The sequence below is a fragment of the Saccharothrix algeriensis genome (genome assembly GCF_016907655.1).
Taxonomy (GTDB): domain Bacteria; phylum Actinomycetota; class Actinomycetes; order Mycobacteriales; family Pseudonocardiaceae; genus Actinosynnema; species Actinosynnema algeriense.
The window spans coordinates 4,882,043-4,897,570 of record NZ_JAFBCL010000001.1; the positions used below are offsets into that span (position 1 = coordinate 4,882,043).

Below are 15,528 nucleotides of genomic sequence, written 5' to 3' on the forward strand. Positions count from 1 at the left end.
TGCACGTGACCGAGGCCGCCCGCGCCGCCGCCGCCGCCGGGTACGCGGACCTGCCGCTGGACACCGACGGGGTCCCGCACGGGCAGCCCGTGCTCGACCGCCTGGTCGCCCTGCTGGACCTGGAGCGCATCGAGGAGAACATCTTCCGCGGGGTGTCGCCCGCCGAGTCGCCCGTGCGGGTGTTCGGCGGGCAGGTCGCCGGGCAGGCCCTGGTGGCGGCCGGCCGGACGGTGCCGGCGGAGCGCCGCGTGCACTCGCTGCACTCGTACTTCATCCGTCCCGGTGACCCGACCGTCCCGATCGTGTACGAGGTCGACCGCATCCGGGACGGGCGCTCGTTCACGACCCGGCGGGTGGTGGCGGTGCAGCACGGGAAGGCGATCTTCACGCTGTCGGCGTCGTTCCAGCTCGACGAACCGGGCATGGACCACGCCGAGCCCATGCCGCCCGTGCCGGCCCCGGACTCGCTGCCGACCTACGCCGAGTCGGCCGCCGGGTACCTGGAGAAGGTCGGGATGGCCCGGCTGCCGCGCCCGATCGACATCCGGTACGTGACCGAGCCGCCGTGGCGCGCGCGCGAGGACGGGCCGGGCGAGGCGCGCAGCCAGGTGTGGATGCGGGCGGACGGCAAGCTGCCCGACGACGACATGCTGCACGTGTGCGTGCTGGCCTACGCGTCGGACATGACGCTGCTGGACTCGGTGCTGGTGCGCCACGGGGTGTACTGGGGCACGGACAAGGTCCTGGGCGCGAGCCTGGACCACGCGATGTGGTTCCACCGGCGCTTCCGCGCCGACGAGTGGTTCCTGTACGACTGCGAGTCGCCGTCGGCCTCGGGCGCGCGCGGCCTGGCGACGGGCCGCTTCTACGCGCAGGACGGCCGCCTGGTGGCCACGGTGGTGCAGGAGGGCCTGCTGCGGGTGGTGCCGTGAACCGGCTACACTGGGTAATCAACCGGGGGCAATGGGAGGCGGGTCGAGATGAGCGTCGTGCCGTGGCCTGACCACCTGCTCACGCTCGACGAGTGGGACGCGCTTCCGGACGACGAGTCGCACCACGTGGAGTTGGTCGAAGGAGTCCTGCTCGTGGCACCCAGGCCGGCGTCCAAGCACCAGATGGCGATCAAGCGGCTGGGTACGTGGTTCGACGACCAACTGCCCGAAAGCGTCGTCGCAGCGCCCGAGGTCGACGTACTGATCAACCCCGTGCACCCGGTCACCGTGCGTGCGCCGGATGTTGTCGTCGTCCCGACCGAACGGGCCATGGAGTTCCCGACGCGGTATGACGCCGACGACGTCCTGCTGGCCGTCGAGATCGTGTCGCCGGGTACGGGTCGGACCGACCGCGTCACCAAGCTGTTCGAGTACGCCGATGCGGGCATCCCCCACTACTGGCTCCTGGACCTGGACGACCCGATCTCGCTGACCGCCTTCACCCTGGTCGACGGGGACTACGAGCACGTCGCCGGGGGGACCGGGAAGGTCGAGCTGCCCAGCCCCTTCCCGGTCGCGTTCGACCTCCAGGCCCTGCTGACCCGCTAGGCCGGGTCCGCCGCGCCCGGCCTCGTCACACCGCGGCCCGCAGCGCCTCCCACATCGCGCGCACGTGGTGCTCGCGGGTCGCTTCCGCGCCGATGGCCACCCGGACCGCGAACCGCCCGTCGGCCACCGTGTGCGTCAGGAACGCGCCGCCCCTCGCGTTGACCGCCTCCATCGCCCGGCGGGTGGCCTCGTCGCCGTCCCGGTGGGCGAGGGTGACCAGGGACAGCGTCCGGGGCGCCACCAGTTCCCACCCGTCGTCCGCCGCCACCCACGACTCCAGCCGCCGCGCCAGCTCCACGTGCCCGCGCAGGTGCGCCCGGATGCCCTCCAACCCGTACCAGCGCAGCACCGACCACAGCTTCAGCGCCCGGAACCGGCGGCCCAGCGGGACCTGCCAGTCGCGGTAGTCCACGACCGCCCCGGACTCGGTCGCGCTGTTGCGCAGGTACTCCGGCAGGATCGTCAGCGCGTCGACCAGGACGTCCGGGTGCGCCGTCCAGAACAGGGACAGGTCGAACGCCGTCAGCATCCACTTGTGGGCGTTGGCGCAGAACGAATCCGCCAGCTCCAGCCCGTCGAACAGGTGCCGGTGCTCCGGGCACAGCGCGGCCGGCCCGGCCCACGCCGCGTCCACGTGCAGCCAGATCCCGTGGCGCGCGCAGACCTCCGCGATCTCGCGCACCGGGTCCACCGCCCCGGTGCCGGTCGTCCCCACGGTGGCGCACACCAGGACCGGCACGCGACCGCCGTCCACATCGGACTGGATGCTGCGGGCCAGGGCGGCCGGGTCCATCGCCAGGGTGCCGGGCGAGACGTCGATGGCGCGCACGGACTCCTCGCCCAGGCCCGCCATCCGCGCGGCCCGCTCGATCGACGAGTGGGTCTGCGACGACACGTAGACCGTCTCCGCACCGTCCACACCGGACGAACGCCACTTCGCGGACCGCCGGTGCAGCGCCGCCAGCACCGCCACGAGCGCCGCGCTGGACGCCGTGTCCTGGATGACCCCGCCACCGCGGAACGACTCGGGCAGCCCCATCGCCCCGACCAGCTCGTCCATCAGGTGCTGCTCGACCTCGGTGCACGCGGGCGAGGTCGACCACAGCATCCCCTGCACGCCGAGGCCGGACGACAGCAGGTCGCCCAGCACGGACGGCAGCGAGGCGTTGGCCGGGAAGTACGCGTAGAAGCCGGGGTGCTGCCAGTGCGTGGTGCCCGGCAGCACGACCCGGTCCAGGTCCTGGAGCAGGCCGTCGAAGCCCTCCCCGCGCTCGGGCAGCGGCGCCAGCCGCGACCGGACCCAGCCCGGCTCGACCGGGGAGCGCACCGGCAGGTCTTCGAGGCGTTCGCGGTAGTCGGCGATCCAGTCGACCACCTCGTGGCCGATCCGGCGGAACTCGTCAGGGCGCATGGGCGCACGGTAACCCGGACCGCCCGCCCCCGGCTCGGGCCACCCACCCGCCGGCCGGGCCGCCGACACCGGGCCGCTCGCCGGTCACCACCCGGCGCGGACCCGACCCGCCTGCCCGGCGACGAGGCCGGGTGCGCGGCGGACGCCGACGTGAAGGCGACCGGCGGGCTCAGGTCACGCGCCGGCGGCGGTGGGTGGGGCGCAGGTCGTTCGGCGGCGTGAGGGCGCGGGTCTCGACCCGTTCCAGGACCACCGAGCTGGTCAGGTTGCGCACCTCGGTGCGCGAGGCGATCTTGTCCACCAGGAACGCCTGCAGGTGCGTGCTGTCCGCCACGGCGATGTGCACCAGGAAGTCCGCCTGACCGCTGACGTGGAACAGCGACCGGGTCTCGGGCTGGGCCATGACGAACGCCCGGAACGCCGCCACCACCGGCCGGGTGTGCGGGCGGACGTTCACCGACACGACCGCCTCCAGCGGCAGCCCGGTCAGCCGCGGGTCGACCACGGCGTGGAAGCCCGTGATGACGCCGAGTTCGCGCAGCCTGCGCACCCGCTGCAGGCAGGTCGACGGCGCGAGGCCGACCAGTTCGGCCAGGGTCCGGTTCGGCAGCGTGGCGTCGTTCTGCAACTCTTCCAGGATCCGCCAGTCAACCGAATCCAGTTCGGCTACCTCGGTCACAACCGAACACTGTACTGAACAACTGGAGCACATCCGAACCGCGCCGCACCATTCCGCCCGTGCACATCGCGTGGACCTCCTTCCTGCTGGCGCTGGTCGTGATCACCGTCGTCCCCGGCCCCGACTTCGTGCTCGTGACCGGCAACGCCGTGCGCGGCCTCCGCCTGGGCGCGATGACCGCGCTGGGCGTCATGACCGGCCTGCTCGTGCACGCCGTCCTGGCCACCCTGGGGCTGTCCGCGCTGGTGGCCGCCGCGCCGGCGGCGCTGTGGGCGGTGAAGGCGATCGGTGCCGGCTACCTGCTGCACCTGGGCGTCGCGACCCTGCGGTCCCGGGGAGCCGTGCAGGCCGCGCCGCGCTCGGACAGGTCGGTCTTCCTGCGCGGCGTGCTCTGCGACCTGCTCAACCCCAAGGTCATGCTGACCTTCCTCAGCCTCATCCCGCAGGCGATGGACCCGACCGCGCCGCCGCTGCCGCAGGCGGCCCTGCTCTCGGCCGTGACCGTCGGCGTGTTCGCCGCGTTCTGGGCCTGCGTCGTCCCCGCCGCGGGCCGCCTGTCCCGGCTGCTCGACCGCCCGAAGGTGGGCCCGGTCTTCCAGCGGCTGTGCGGCACGGCCCTCATCGGCATGGCGGCGTCGGTGCTCGCCGCCTGACGGCCCGGGACCGCCCCGAACGAGGGGTGAGGACCACGTGCGCGCCCGCCGGCGGTTGGGCAGGCTGGGTCCATGACCACCTCCGAGGCGCCCGCGCGGATCGCCGTCACGGGGCTCGCCGTCATGGGCAGCAACCTGGCGCGCAACCTCGCCCGGCACGGCTTCCGCGTCGCCGTCCACAACCGCACCCCCGCCCGCACCCGGGCGCTGATCGCCGAGCACGGCCACGAGGGCGACTTCGTGCCCGCCGAGACGCTCGACGCCCTCGTCGCGAGCCTGGAGACCCCGCGCCGGATCATCGTCATGGTGAAGGCGGGCGCGCCCACCGACGCCGTCGTCGACGCCCTCGTGCCGCTGCTGGAACCCGGTGACACGGTGATCGACGGCGGCAACGCCCACTTCGCCGACACCCGCCGCCGGGAGGCCGCGCTGCGCGAGCGCGGGCTGCACTTCGTCGGCGCGGGCATCTCCGGCGGCGAGGAGGGCGCGCTCAACGGCCCGTCGATCATGCCCGGCGGCTCCGCCGAGTCCTACCGGCACCTCGGCCCCGTGCTGGAGGCCATCGCGGCGCAGGTGGACGGCGTCCCGTGCTGCGTGCACGTCGGCCCGGACGGCGCGGGGCACTTCGTCAAGATGGTGCACAACGGCATCGAGTACGCCGACATGCAGCTCATCGCCGAAGCCTACGACCTGCTGCGCCGCGTCGGCGGGCGGACGCCCGCGCAGGTCGCCGAGGTGTTCCGGGGCTGGAACTCCGGCGACCTGGAGTCCTACCTGGTGGAGATCACCGCCGAGGTGCTCGGCCACACCGACGCGGAGACCGGCGCGGCGCTGGTCGACGTGATCGCCGACGAGGCGGAGCAGAAGGGCACCGGCCGCTGGACGGTGCAGGAGGCGCTGGAGCTGGGCGTGCCGGTGACCGGCATCGCGGAGGCCGTGTTCGCCCGCTCGCTGTCCGGGCGGGTCGACCAGCGCCGGGCCGCGCGCGAGGCGTTCGGCCCGTCCGAGGTCGCCGCGCAGCCGGACGACGCGCTGGAGGAGGACGTGCGGCAGGCGCTGTACGCGTCGAAGGTCGTCGCCTACGCGCAGGGCTTCGACCAGATGCGCGCCGCGAGCGCCGAGTACGGCTGGGACCTCGACCTGGGCGCGATGGCGACCATCTGGCGCGGCGGCTGCATCATCCGGGCCCGGTTCCTCGACCGGATCCGCGAAGCCTACGACAAGCGGCCGGACCTGCCCTCGCTGCTGGTCGACGACTACTTCCGGGACGCCGTGACCGCCGCCGAGCGGGCTTGGCGCAGGGTCGTGGTCAAGGCCGTCACGGCGGGCGTGCCCGCGCCGGGCTTCGTGTCCGCCCTGGCCTACTACGACGGCCTGCGCTCGGAGCGGCTGCCCGCGTCGCTGGTGCAGGGGCTGCGCGACTTCTTCGGCGCGCACACCTACCGGCGCACCGATCGGGTGGGCTCGTTTCACACTCTCTGGTCAGGTGACCGTTCTCAGGTGGACGCCTGAGGGACCCCGCCGGACCATGGCCGGGTGCGCGATCGCTTCCGGCACAACCCCGTCACGGCGGGCTACCTGCTCGCCGTGGCGGCGCTCGCCCTGCTCATGCGGTTCGTCTTCGCCGACGGCATGTCGGCCCAGGTGCTGGACTCGCTGAGCGCCAACCGGGACAACCTGGCCGACCACCCGGTCAACGCCCTGCTGGGCAGCGCGTTCGTGCTGGACCCGGACGACGGCGTCGCGTTCACCGCCGCCGCGCTGCTCGCCGTGGCGCTGTGCCTGGGCGCGTTCGAGCGCGAGGTCGGCCCCTGGCGGGCGGTCGGGGTCGCCCTGGCCGGCCACACGGGGGCCACCCTGATCGCGACCCTGGTCGTCGCCCCGGGCGACCACCCGGGCAACGCGATCGACCTCGGCGTGAGCTACGTGGCGTTCACCGCCGCGGGCGCGGTCACCGCCCTGGCCCCCGCGGTGCTGCGCGGCCCGTGGCCGGCCCTGCTGGTCGCCTACCCCCTGCTGACCGCCGAGTGGTCCGGCCCCCTGCCGGCCCCCGAAGCCGTGGGCCACGTGGTCGCCACCCTGATCGGCACCGCCTGCGGGGCCTTCGCCCTGCACCGCGCCTACGCCGCAGTAGGCCGCTGACCCACCACACCCACCCGACCCCACCCCGAACACGCCCTGCCAGGGGTCGCAGCCACCCAAGCCACGACGCAAGGACCGCCCTCCACCCATCCCCCCGCCAAGGCCGGCCGCCAACGCACCCACCCCACCCGAAACCGACGCGGGGGTTCCTACGGGACTCGACCGGCAGAAGGGCGACCACGGACCCAGCGCACCCGACGCCCGCAGGTCTTGGACGAAGCCGGGAACAGCACGCAAGGCGACCACGTCATCGGTGACCCCAGTGCTGCCGGGGACGGCCGCCACGCGACACCCGGCAGCCAACCGTCCCCCGGGTCCGACAGAGCCGGGTTCCCGTGCTCCCGGGGCTCGGGGTTCGGGGCAGAAGCCCAGGGCAGAGGTCCGGGGCAGGGGCCCGAGACCCGTGGTGGAACCGACCCCGGTCGGGGGTGCGAGGCCGGTTCCACCACGGGAGCGGCCGGGCGACGCGTGGGGGCTCGTTCTTCGGGGAAGGCGCGTCGCCCGACGCGGGAGCGGGGAGTCCCCGCCCGTTCACGGCCCCCGGCGCCACCGGGGGCTCACACAGGAGTTCACGCAGGGGTTCACACCGCGCCCCGCACGTGCCTGCGCACCCCGGGCGACTCGGCGGCCACCGTCATCGCCAACTGCGCCCCCAGGTAGGCGCGGCAGGGAGCGGGCAGTCGGCGGCTGAAGCGCCGGGTGCGGCAGGTGGGGCAGCGGCCGTGCTCGTCGGGCGTGTGCTCGTCCAGCAGGGCCCGCAGCGCCGCCACCACGCGCGGCACCTCGGAGCGGGCCAGTTCGGCCGCTGTCGCGTCGTCACCGGTCGAGGCCAACCGCACCACCGCGTCCAAGTGCTCGTGCAGTGCTTTGTCGAGGTGGCCGAAGACCGTCCCGGACATCTTCAGCGCTCCTTCCCGGCCCTTCGGCGATCGCGTCCGACGCGCTGTGCCAGAGCAGCCTGCGACCGACAACCGGCCGATTGCAAGTTGCACTACACGAATGGATGACAGCTCTTTGCTTTGCCCGTTGACGCCAACAGACTCGCGGGGAAACCGCGAGGAGGTGGGCAAATGGCACGTGGCGGCAGCCCCACGCTGCGCAAGCGCCGGCTGGTGGGTGAACTGCGCCGGCTGCGCGAGGCGGCGGCGCTGACCATCGAGGAGGTCGGGGAGCGGCTGGAGTGCTCCGCCTCCAAGATCAGCCGCATCGAGACCGGCCGGGTCGGGGTCACGCCCCGCGACGTGCGGGACATGCTCGCCGCGTACGGCGCGGACCGGGCGACCCTCGACGAGTTGGTGCAGCTGGCCCGCGAGGCGCGGCGCAAAGCCTGGTGGGACGAGTTCGGCGACATCGCGCCCGGCCGGTACGTCGGGTTCGAGGCGGACGCCGAGTCCGCGCGCACCTACCAGGGCCTGATGGTCCCCGGCCTGCTCCAGACCGAGAGCTACACCAGGGCGCTGATCGCCGGCGTGCTCCCGGGCGCGCCGCCCGGCGAGGTCGAGCGGCGGGTGGCGCTGCGCAAGGCCCGGCAGGCGCTGCTGGTCGAGGAGGAGCCGCTGACCCTGCACGTGGTGATCGACGAGGCGGCGCTGCGCCGGCTGGTCGGCGGGCGCGAGGTGATGGCGGCCCAGTTGCGGCGACTGGTCGAAGTCGGCGAACTCGACAATGTCACCCTCCAGGTGATCCCGTTCGCGGCGGGCGGTCACGCTGCGCTGGACGGCCGGTTCGTCATCCTGTCCTTCCCGCAGGAATCGGATACCGACGTGGTATACATCGAAAGCGCGCGCGGTGACGTCTATTTGGAACAGCCCTCGGACGTCGCCTCCTATTCCGACATGTTCGCGCGACTTGCCGCGTCGTCCTTGGGCACCTCCGATTCAACGGCGTTGATCGGGCAGGTCCGCCGCGAACTCCTCGCCGACCGGGAGTGAATCGCCCATGCAGGAGTGGCGCAAGAGCAAGCGTTCGTCGGCCTCGGGCCCGGATTGCGTGGAGATCGCGCTGGCCGGGTCCGGCGCGGCCGTGCGGGACTCGAAGAACCGCGGCGGCGCCGCGCTGGGCTTCGGGGCCACGCCGTGGTCGCGCTTCGTCGGCTGGGCGAAGAGAGGGGCTTGCGACGAGCGCTGACCGCCGGCGGTCGGGGGCGGGTCCGGGAGGACCCGCCCCCGACTTCTGCCCGCCGGCGCCCGACCCCGACTTCCGGCCGTCCGGGCTACGACCGAGGTCTGACCGGGCACCAGACCCGGGGCCGATGCGGCAGTAACCCCCGGTCCGGTGAACTCTTCGCCGAAGGGGTGGTGTCGGTGATCCAGGATTCGCGTGCCGTCGAACGGCCCGCTGCCGAACGGCCCGCTGCCGAACGGCCCGCCGTCGAACGGCTCGGGGTTGAACGGCTCGGGACCGAACGGTTCGCGCTCGAACGTCCGCGCTCGAACGGCCCGCACCCGCGCGCCCGGCGCCGCCCGGCCCCGCGAGCGCACCGGCCCCGCGACCGCACCGCCACCCCGACCTGCGCGACGGGCGCGCCGGCCGTGGTGGCACGATCCCGCACGACCGCGGCGGCCCTCGGCCGGCTCGCCGCCGACCCGCACCACGGCGCTGCCGCCCCGCTCCGCGCGGCGAGGCCCTGATCGTTACCTGGGGGACAAGACATGGCTTTCCTGACCGACGCGCTGGAGGGGCTCGCCGGGTTGCCGCAGCCCGGCGTCCTGGCGGTGACCGGCGCGCTGACCCTGGCGGAGTGCACGCTCGGCGTGGGCTTCATCGCACCGGGCGAGAGCGCGCTGCTGCTGGCGGCCACGACGGTGACCAGCGTGCCGAGGTTCCTCGTCATGTGGCTGGTCGTGTCGGTGTGCGCGGTGGTGGGCGACAGCATCGGCTACTCCCTCGGCCGCCGCTACGGCGACCGCCTGCGGGACAGCAAGGTGGTGCGCAAGCTCGGCCAGGAGCACTGGGACAAGGCCGGCGCGCTGCTGCGCCGGCGCGGCGCGTGGGCGGTGTTCTTCGCCCGCTTCATGCCCGTGGTGCGCACCCTGGTGCCCGCGTCGGCCGGCGCGTCGAAGCTGGAGTACCGGCGGTTCCTGCCCGCGTCGATCGCCGGCGCGGTGTGCTGGTCGGCGCTGCACATCGGCATCGGCTCGGCGGCGGGGGCGTCGGCGAAGTACATCGAGTCCGCGTTCAACGGCGCGATGTGGGCCCTGATGGGCGTCGCGGTCGTGGTCGCCGCGGTCGTGTTCCTGCGCCGCCGCCGCAAGGCCGTCGCGCCGGTCCGGCAGCAGGAGCTGGAAGAGGTCCGCTGAGGGGGCTCGCGGGGCGGTCGCGACCCCGCGCACGGCGAAAGGGGCCGCGTCCGGGGGTTCGGGTCCCGGGCACGGCCCCTTCCACTGGGGGGAGGGCAGCGGGACGGCGCCATCCCCTACCGGATGGCGCCGCCCCATGGGAGTCATGGGGACGAGGGCGGGCCGGCGTTCCGCCGCCGCGGGCTGGATGCCCCTTGCACGCCGGCCCGCCCTCGTCGTTCACGGGGAGCAGCGGGTGTTCCGCTGTCCGGTCCAACCTCCCCCACCGGGGTTCGCCCTGTGTGGTTGGTCGGACACGCTTAGCGTAAGAATGCGGCTACAGCGCGACTGGAGCCGGACTGAAGTGATCTCCTAGGCTCGCGTGGTCGGGTAGCGGCAAGCCCTTCGGCGAAGGAACGGTCGGTGGAGTACGACGGCGGGGAGCCCTTGCGGTTCGAGGTGCTCGGCCTTCTCCGGGTGCGGCGCGGCGACCGGGAGGTCGACCTGGGCGCGGCCAAGCAGCGGGCCGTGCTCGCGGTGCTGCTGCTGGGCCGCAACACCCCGGTCAGCCGGGGCCACATCATCGACGCGGTGTGGGGCGACGCCGCGCCCAGCAGCGCCGTCAACCTCGTCCAGACCTACGTGGCGGGCCTGCGCCGGGCGCTGGAGCCCAGCCGCGCCCGCCGCGCCCCCGCCGAGCTGCTGACCTCCGTCGGCGACGGCTACCTGCTGCGGCTGGACCCGGCGGCGGTCGACCTGGACGCGTTCGAGCGCGGCGTGGTGACCGCCGGCCGGCTGCGGTCCGCGGGCGACCTGGAGGCCGCCGCCCACGTGCTCGACGAGGTGCTGGCGCTGTGGCGCGGCGAGGCGCTCGGCGGGGTCGCCGGGCTGTTCGCCGAGGTGGAGCGGGGCCGGCTGGCCGAGCGCCGGCTCGCGGCGCTGGAGGAGCGCGCGGAGCTGCTGCTGCTGACCGGGCGCGGTGCGGAGCTGGTGCAGGAGCTGGCCGCGCTGGTCGGCGAGCACCCGCTGCGGGAGCGCGGGCACGGGCTGCTGATGCGGGCGCTGTGCCAGGCGGGGCGGCAGGCCGAGGCGCTGGGCGCCTACCGCGAGGCCCGCGAGGTGCTGATCGAGGAGCTGGGGGTCGAGCCGGGCCCCGAGCTGCGCCGCCTCCAGCAGGCCGTGCTGGCGGGGGAGGACCCCGAGCCGGAGCGGCCCACCCGGCCGCTGACGATCCCCGCGCCCGCGGCCGAGCCCGCGCTGCCGACCACCCCCGCGCAGCTGCCGCGCGCGCCGGTCGCCCTGATCGGCCGGGAGGCCGCGGTGCGCCGCCTGGACGGCCTGCTGGCGGACTACCCGTCGGGCGGGCTGGTGCTGGTGGTCACCGGGCCCGCCGGCGTCGGCAAGACGGCGCTGGCGCTGCACTGGGCGCACCGGGTGCGCGAGGAGTTCCCGGACGGCCAGCTCTACGTCGACCTGCACGGCTACGACCCGAACCAGGAGCCGCTGGGCGCGGGCGAGGTGCTCAACCGGTTCCTGCGGACGCTGGGCGTGCCGTCGGGCGACATCCCGGTGACCGTGGAGGAGCGGTCGGCGCTGTTCCGGACGCTGGTCGCGGACCGGCGGATGGTCGTGATGCTGGACAACGCCCGCGGGTCGACCGAGCTGATGCCGCTGCTGCCCGGCTCGCCCTCCTGCGTGGTGGTGACCTCGCGGCGGCGGCTGGTCGGCCTGGTGGCGCACGCCGACGCGCGGCTGGTGGAGCTGGACATGCTCGACACCGACGCGGCGGTGCAGGTGCTGGGCCGGGTCGCCGGGCGCGACGCCACGGAGGTCGGGCCGCTGCGCCGGCTGGCGGTGCTGTGCGACGGGCTGCCGCTGGCGCTGCGGATCGCGGCGGCGCGGCTGGCGGTGTCGCCGTCGCTGCGGGTGGCCGAACTGGTCGCCGAGCTGGACGACGAGCACGGGCGGCTGGCCGCGCTGGGCCTGGAGGACGAGGACTCGACGGTCCGGGCGGCGCTGGACGCGTCCCGGCGGGCGCTCTCGCCGCTGCCCGCGCGGCTGCTGGCGCTGCTGGGCCTGCACCCCGGGCCGGACGTGACCGCCCACGTCGTCGCGGCGATGGCGTGCGTGCGGGTGTCGGAGGCGCAGCGGGCGCTGGACGCGCTGGCCGCCGCGAACCTGCTGTCGGTCAACGAACCCGGCCGCTACGGGGCGCACGACCTGGTGCGCGTCTACACCCGGACGCTGGCGGGCGAGCTGGCGCCGGCGCAGCGGCACGAGGCGACCAGCCGGATGCTGGACTTCTACCTGCACTGCGCGGACCTGGCCGACGGCCTGCTGCCGGTGGGCCGCGGCAGCGTGCGGGTCGCGCCCCGGCTGGTCCCGGCGGAGGTGCCCCGGCTGACCGGCGCGGGCGACGCGACCGCGTGGCTGGACGCCGAGCAGGGCAACCTGATCGCGGCGGCGGAGCTGGCGGGCGAGGGCGCGGACCGGGCGTGGCTGGTGCACGCCTGGCAGCTGCCCTACACGCTGTCGCGGTTCTTCTGGCTGCGCGCCGACCGGTCCACCTGGTTGCGCACCACGGAGGCGGCGATGCGGGCCGCCACCTCGCTGGGCGAGCCGGAGGCGCGGTTCGTCACGCTGTTCAACCTCGGCGTGGCGCTGCTGCAGTTCCACCGCTCCGACGAGGCGCTGGCGCGGTTGCGCGAGGCGCTGGAGGTCGCGCGGGCCGGCGGCGACGTCAACGCCCAGGCGCGGGCGCTGACGACGGTCGCGGACATGCTGCAGACCTCGGGCCGCCTGGAGGAGGCCGAGACCTGCTACCGGGAGGCGCTGGAGGTCAGCCGGGCCGCCGGGTCGCGGTGGGCGGAGGCGGCGGCGCACCACAACCTCGGCCCGCTGTACCTGGCGATGCGGCGCTACGAGGACGCCAAAGCCTGGCTGCGCGCGGCGGTGCGGATCTACCAGGAGGTCGGCGAGCAGTGCGGCGAGTCGACCTGCCACACCGACCTGGCCCTGGTGCTGCTGGAGTCCGGTGAGCTGACCGAGGCGGTGGTCTCGGCGCGGACCGCGCTGTCGGTGGCCTCGGCCGCGATGAGCCCCTACCACCAGGCGCTGGCGCACGACCGGCTGGCGACGGTGTTCGAGCGGCAGGGCCTGGCCGGGGCGCGGGCGCACTGGCAGCGGGCGCTGGCGCTCTACACCGAGCTGAACGCGCCGGAGGCCGACCTCGTGCGGGCCCGGTTGGCGCGGGTGCGATCGGCCTCCTCGCCGGTGGGCTGACCGGACGCGGACCCGCGCGGGCGCCGGGCGCGCGGGCGCGGCGACGGGTCCCGGGAGCGTTCCCCGCGCCGCCCTGATCGGTTGAGTGGTCTGGACCTATTGACAGAAAGGTCTGGACCTATTTACGTTTCGTTCGCTCCACTCTGCGACGAGGCCGCCGCCTGGTGCAGGAGGTACGGCTGGTGCCCAAGAGTTCAGTCAACAGAAGGCTGTTGCCCCTGGCGGCGTTGCTCGCCACGGTGGCCGGCCTCGTCATCGCGGTCGCGTCACCGCAAACGTCCAGCGCCGCGACGGGGGAGGAGTGCCGCCCCGACGGCCTCTACCAGACCCCCGGCGTCGCCGTCCCCTACTGCTCGGTCTACGACACCGACGGCCGGGAGTCCATGGGCGCCGACCACTCCCGCCGGGTGATCGGCTACTTCACCAGCTGGCGCACCGGGAAGAACGGCGCGCCCGCCTACCTGGCCTCCGACATCCCCTGGACCAAGGTCACGCACCTCAACTACGCCTTCGCGCACGTCGACGCGGGCAACAAGGTGTCGGTCGGGCCGGACGGCCCCGACAACGCCGCCACCGGCATGACCTGGCCGGGTGTCGAGCTCGACCCGACCCTGCCCTACAAGGGCCACTTCAACCTGCTCAACAAGTACAAGAAGCAGTACCCGAACGTGAAGACGCTCGTCTCCGTGGGCGGTTGGGCCGAGACCGGCGGCTTCCTCAACCCCGACGGCACGCGCAACGCGTCCGGCGGCTTCTACAAGATGGGCCAGTCGCAGGCCGCGATCGACACCTTCGCCGACTCCGCCGTGCAGTTCATCCGCACCTACGGGTTCAACGGCGTCGACATCGACTACGAGTACGCGACCTCCAACAAGTACGCCGGGAACCCGGACGACTACTGGATCTCCGACGCCAACCGCGGCACGCTGTGGGCCGGCTACGAGAAGATCATGAAGACGCTGCGCGAGAAGCTGGACCGCGCGTCGGCCGCCGACGGCAAGCACTACCTGCTGACCGCCGCCGTCCCGGCGTCGGGCTGGCTGCTGCGCGGCCAGGAGGCTTACCAGGTCACGAAGTACCTGGACTACCTCAACATCATGTCCTACGACCTGCACGGCGCGTGGAACCACTTCGTCGGCCCCAACGCCTCGCTGTACGACGACGGCAAGGACGGCGAGCTGGCGGCCGGCGGCGTCTACGGCGCCTACGACGGCATGGGCTACCTGAACACCGACTGGTCGTACCACTACTACCGGGGCGCGATGCAGGCCGGCCGCATCAACATCGGCGTGCCGTTCTACACGCGCGGCTGGCAGGGCGTCACCGGCGGCACCAACGGCCTGTGGGGCAAGGCCCCGCTGCCCGACCAGACGAAGTGCCCGGCCGGCACCGGCGGCACCGTCGGCTCGACCACGCCGTGCGGCAACGGCGCGATCGGCATCGACAACCTGTGGCACGACCTGGACAAGACCGGCGGGGAGACCCCGGCGGGCGCGAACCCGATGTGGCACGCCAAGAACCTCGAGAACGAGATCACGCCGGACTACCTGGAGAAGTACGGCCTGGACCCGAAGAACGACCCGACCGACCGGATCTCCGGCTCCTACACCCGCCACTACGACAGCACCCTGACCGCGCCGTGGCTGTGGAACGCCGACAAGAAGGTGTTCCTGTCCACTGAGGACGAGCAGTCCATCGCGGCCAAGGCGAAGTACGTGGCGGACAAGGGCCTCGGCGGCGTGATGATCTGGGAGCTGGCCGGCGACTACCGCTTCGACGAGACCAAGAAGCAGTACACCATCGGCGACACCCTGCTCACCAAGCTCAACGACGGGCTGCGCGGCGCGGCGCCCTACGGCAACCAGAAGGCGGCCGGGACGCCCCCGAAGGACGTGCTCGACGTCTCGGCGACGGTCTCCGGGTTCGCCCTGGGCGACAACAACTACCCGATCAACCCGAAGCTGAAGATCACCAACAACTCGAAGACCACCCTGCCGGGCGGCACGAAGATCGAGTTCGACTACGGCACCAGCGCGCCGGGCACCATGTCCGACCAGTCCGGGTTCGGGCTGCGGGTCACCTCCCGCGGCCACAGCGGCAGCAACGTCGGCGGCCTCAAGGGCGACTTCCAGCACGTCGAGCTGACCCTGCCGGCGTGGCAGTCGCTGGCGCCGGGCGCCTCGGTGGACGTGGCGCTGAGCTACCAGCTGCCGATCGCGTCGCCGTCGAACTTCAAGCTGACCTTCGGCGGCAAGTCCTACGCCATCGCCTCGGACTACCCGCGCGGCGGCAACACCGGCCCCGAACCGACCGACACGACGACCACGACGACCACGACGTCGGACTCGTCCTGCTCGCTCGCGCCCTGGGACAGCACGAAGGTCTACAACGGCGGCAACGAGGTCTCCCACAAGGGCCGCAAGTGGCAGGCCAAGTGGTGGACGCAGGGCCAGGAGCCGGGCACGACCGGCGAGTGGGGCGTGTGGAAGGACCTGGGGGCCTGCTGAGGCCCTGCTGAGGCATCCCTTACCCGCCGTCTGCC

General features: G+C 73.7%; 13 protein-coding genes. 10 read left to right on the forward strand and 3 right to left on the reverse strand.

All coding sequences use genetic code 11. The features are described 5' to 3' along the window. The first annotated feature begins 5 nt into the window (after positions 1–5). Both tesB and JOE68_RS22415 read left to right on the forward strand, forming a co-directional pair. Positions 6–932 (forward strand): acyl-CoA thioesterase II, encoded by a 927-nt coding sequence (gene tesB, locus JOE68_RS22410; protein WP_307819816.1) that lies wholly within the window; start codon positions 6–8, stop codon positions 930–932. Positions 933–980: 48 nt separating this feature from the next. Beyond that, positions 981–1,541, forward strand: coding sequence for a Uma2 family endonuclease (locus JOE68_RS22415; protein ID WP_204844250.1), 561 nt, complete (start codon positions 981–983; stop codon positions 1,539–1,541). Positions 1,542–1,566: 25 nt separating this feature from the next. Here JOE68_RS22415 and JOE68_RS22420 read toward each other — a convergent pair whose 3' ends face one another. Further along, a complete protein-coding gene (locus tag JOE68_RS22420; RefSeq protein ID WP_204844251.1) occupies positions 1,567–2,952 on the reverse strand; it encodes a pyridoxal phosphate-dependent decarboxylase family protein in 1,386 nt (461 codons plus the stop codon). Between the two features lie 169 nt (positions 2,953–3,121). Beyond that, on the reverse strand, positions 3,122–3,631 hold the full coding sequence (locus JOE68_RS22425; RefSeq protein ID WP_204844252.1) for an Lrp/AsnC family transcriptional regulator: 510 nt from the start codon (positions 3,629–3,631) through the stop codon (positions 3,122–3,124). A 59-nt stretch (positions 3,632–3,690) separates the two neighbouring features. Here JOE68_RS22425 and JOE68_RS22430 point away from each other — a divergent pair, with 59 nt between their 5' ends. The 3 genes from JOE68_RS22430 (at position 3,691) to JOE68_RS22440 (ending at position 6,426) form a co-directional block, all read left to right on the forward strand. Further along, positions 3,691–4,284, forward strand: coding sequence for a LysE family translocator (locus JOE68_RS22430; protein ID WP_204844253.1), 594 nt, complete (start codon positions 3,691–3,693; stop codon positions 4,282–4,284). Between the two features lie 72 nt (positions 4,285–4,356). Then, positions 4,357–5,796, forward strand: coding sequence for an NADP-dependent phosphogluconate dehydrogenase (gene gnd, locus JOE68_RS22435; protein ID WP_204844254.1), 1,440 nt, complete (start codon positions 4,357–4,359; stop codon positions 5,794–5,796). A gap of 24 nt (positions 5,797–5,820) precedes the next feature. Next, the gene (locus tag JOE68_RS22440; protein ID WP_204844255.1) at positions 5,821–6,426 is read left to right on the forward strand and encodes a rhomboid-like protein; all 606 of its coding nucleotides are present in this window, start codon (positions 5,821–5,823) and stop codon (positions 6,424–6,426) included. Positions 6,427–7,007: 581 nt separating this feature from the next. On the opposite strand, the gene JOE68_RS22445 is transcribed toward JOE68_RS22440, so the two are convergent. After that, positions 7,008–7,325: a hypothetical protein gene (locus tag JOE68_RS22445; RefSeq protein WP_204844256.1), complete on the reverse strand. Its 318-nt coding sequence runs from the start codon at positions 7,323–7,325 to the stop codon at positions 7,008–7,010. A 171-nt stretch (positions 7,326–7,496) separates the two neighbouring features. Between JOE68_RS22445 and JOE68_RS22450 the strand changes: the two genes are divergently transcribed. From JOE68_RS22450 to JOE68_RS22470, 5 genes are all read left to right on the forward strand, one after another. Beyond that, a complete protein-coding gene (locus JOE68_RS22450) occupies positions 7,497–8,357 on the forward strand; it encodes a helix-turn-helix domain-containing protein (protein WP_204844257.1) in 861 nt (286 codons plus the stop codon). A gap of 7 nt (positions 8,358–8,364) precedes the next feature. Then, positions 8,365–8,553 (forward strand): DUF397 domain-containing protein, encoded by a 189-nt coding sequence (locus tag JOE68_RS22455; protein WP_204844258.1) that lies wholly within the window; start codon positions 8,365–8,367, stop codon positions 8,551–8,553. A gap of 524 nt (positions 8,554–9,077) precedes the next feature. Continuing rightward, positions 9,078–9,725 carry a DedA family protein gene (locus JOE68_RS22460; RefSeq protein ID WP_204844259.1) on the forward strand — a complete coding sequence of 216 codons (648 nt, stop codon included), beginning with the start codon at positions 9,078–9,080 and terminating at the stop codon, positions 9,723–9,725. Between the two features lie 402 nt (positions 9,726–10,127). Further along, positions 10,128–12,986, forward strand: coding sequence for an AfsR/SARP family transcriptional regulator (locus JOE68_RS31930; protein ID WP_204844260.1), 2,859 nt, complete (start codon positions 10,128–10,130; stop codon positions 12,984–12,986). A gap of 182 nt (positions 12,987–13,168) precedes the next feature. Next, on the forward strand, positions 13,169–15,493 hold the full coding sequence (locus JOE68_RS22470; protein WP_204844261.1) for a chitinase C-terminal domain-containing protein: 2,325 nt from the start codon (positions 13,169–13,171) through the stop codon (positions 15,491–15,493). Positions 15,494–15,528 lie beyond the last annotated feature (35 nt).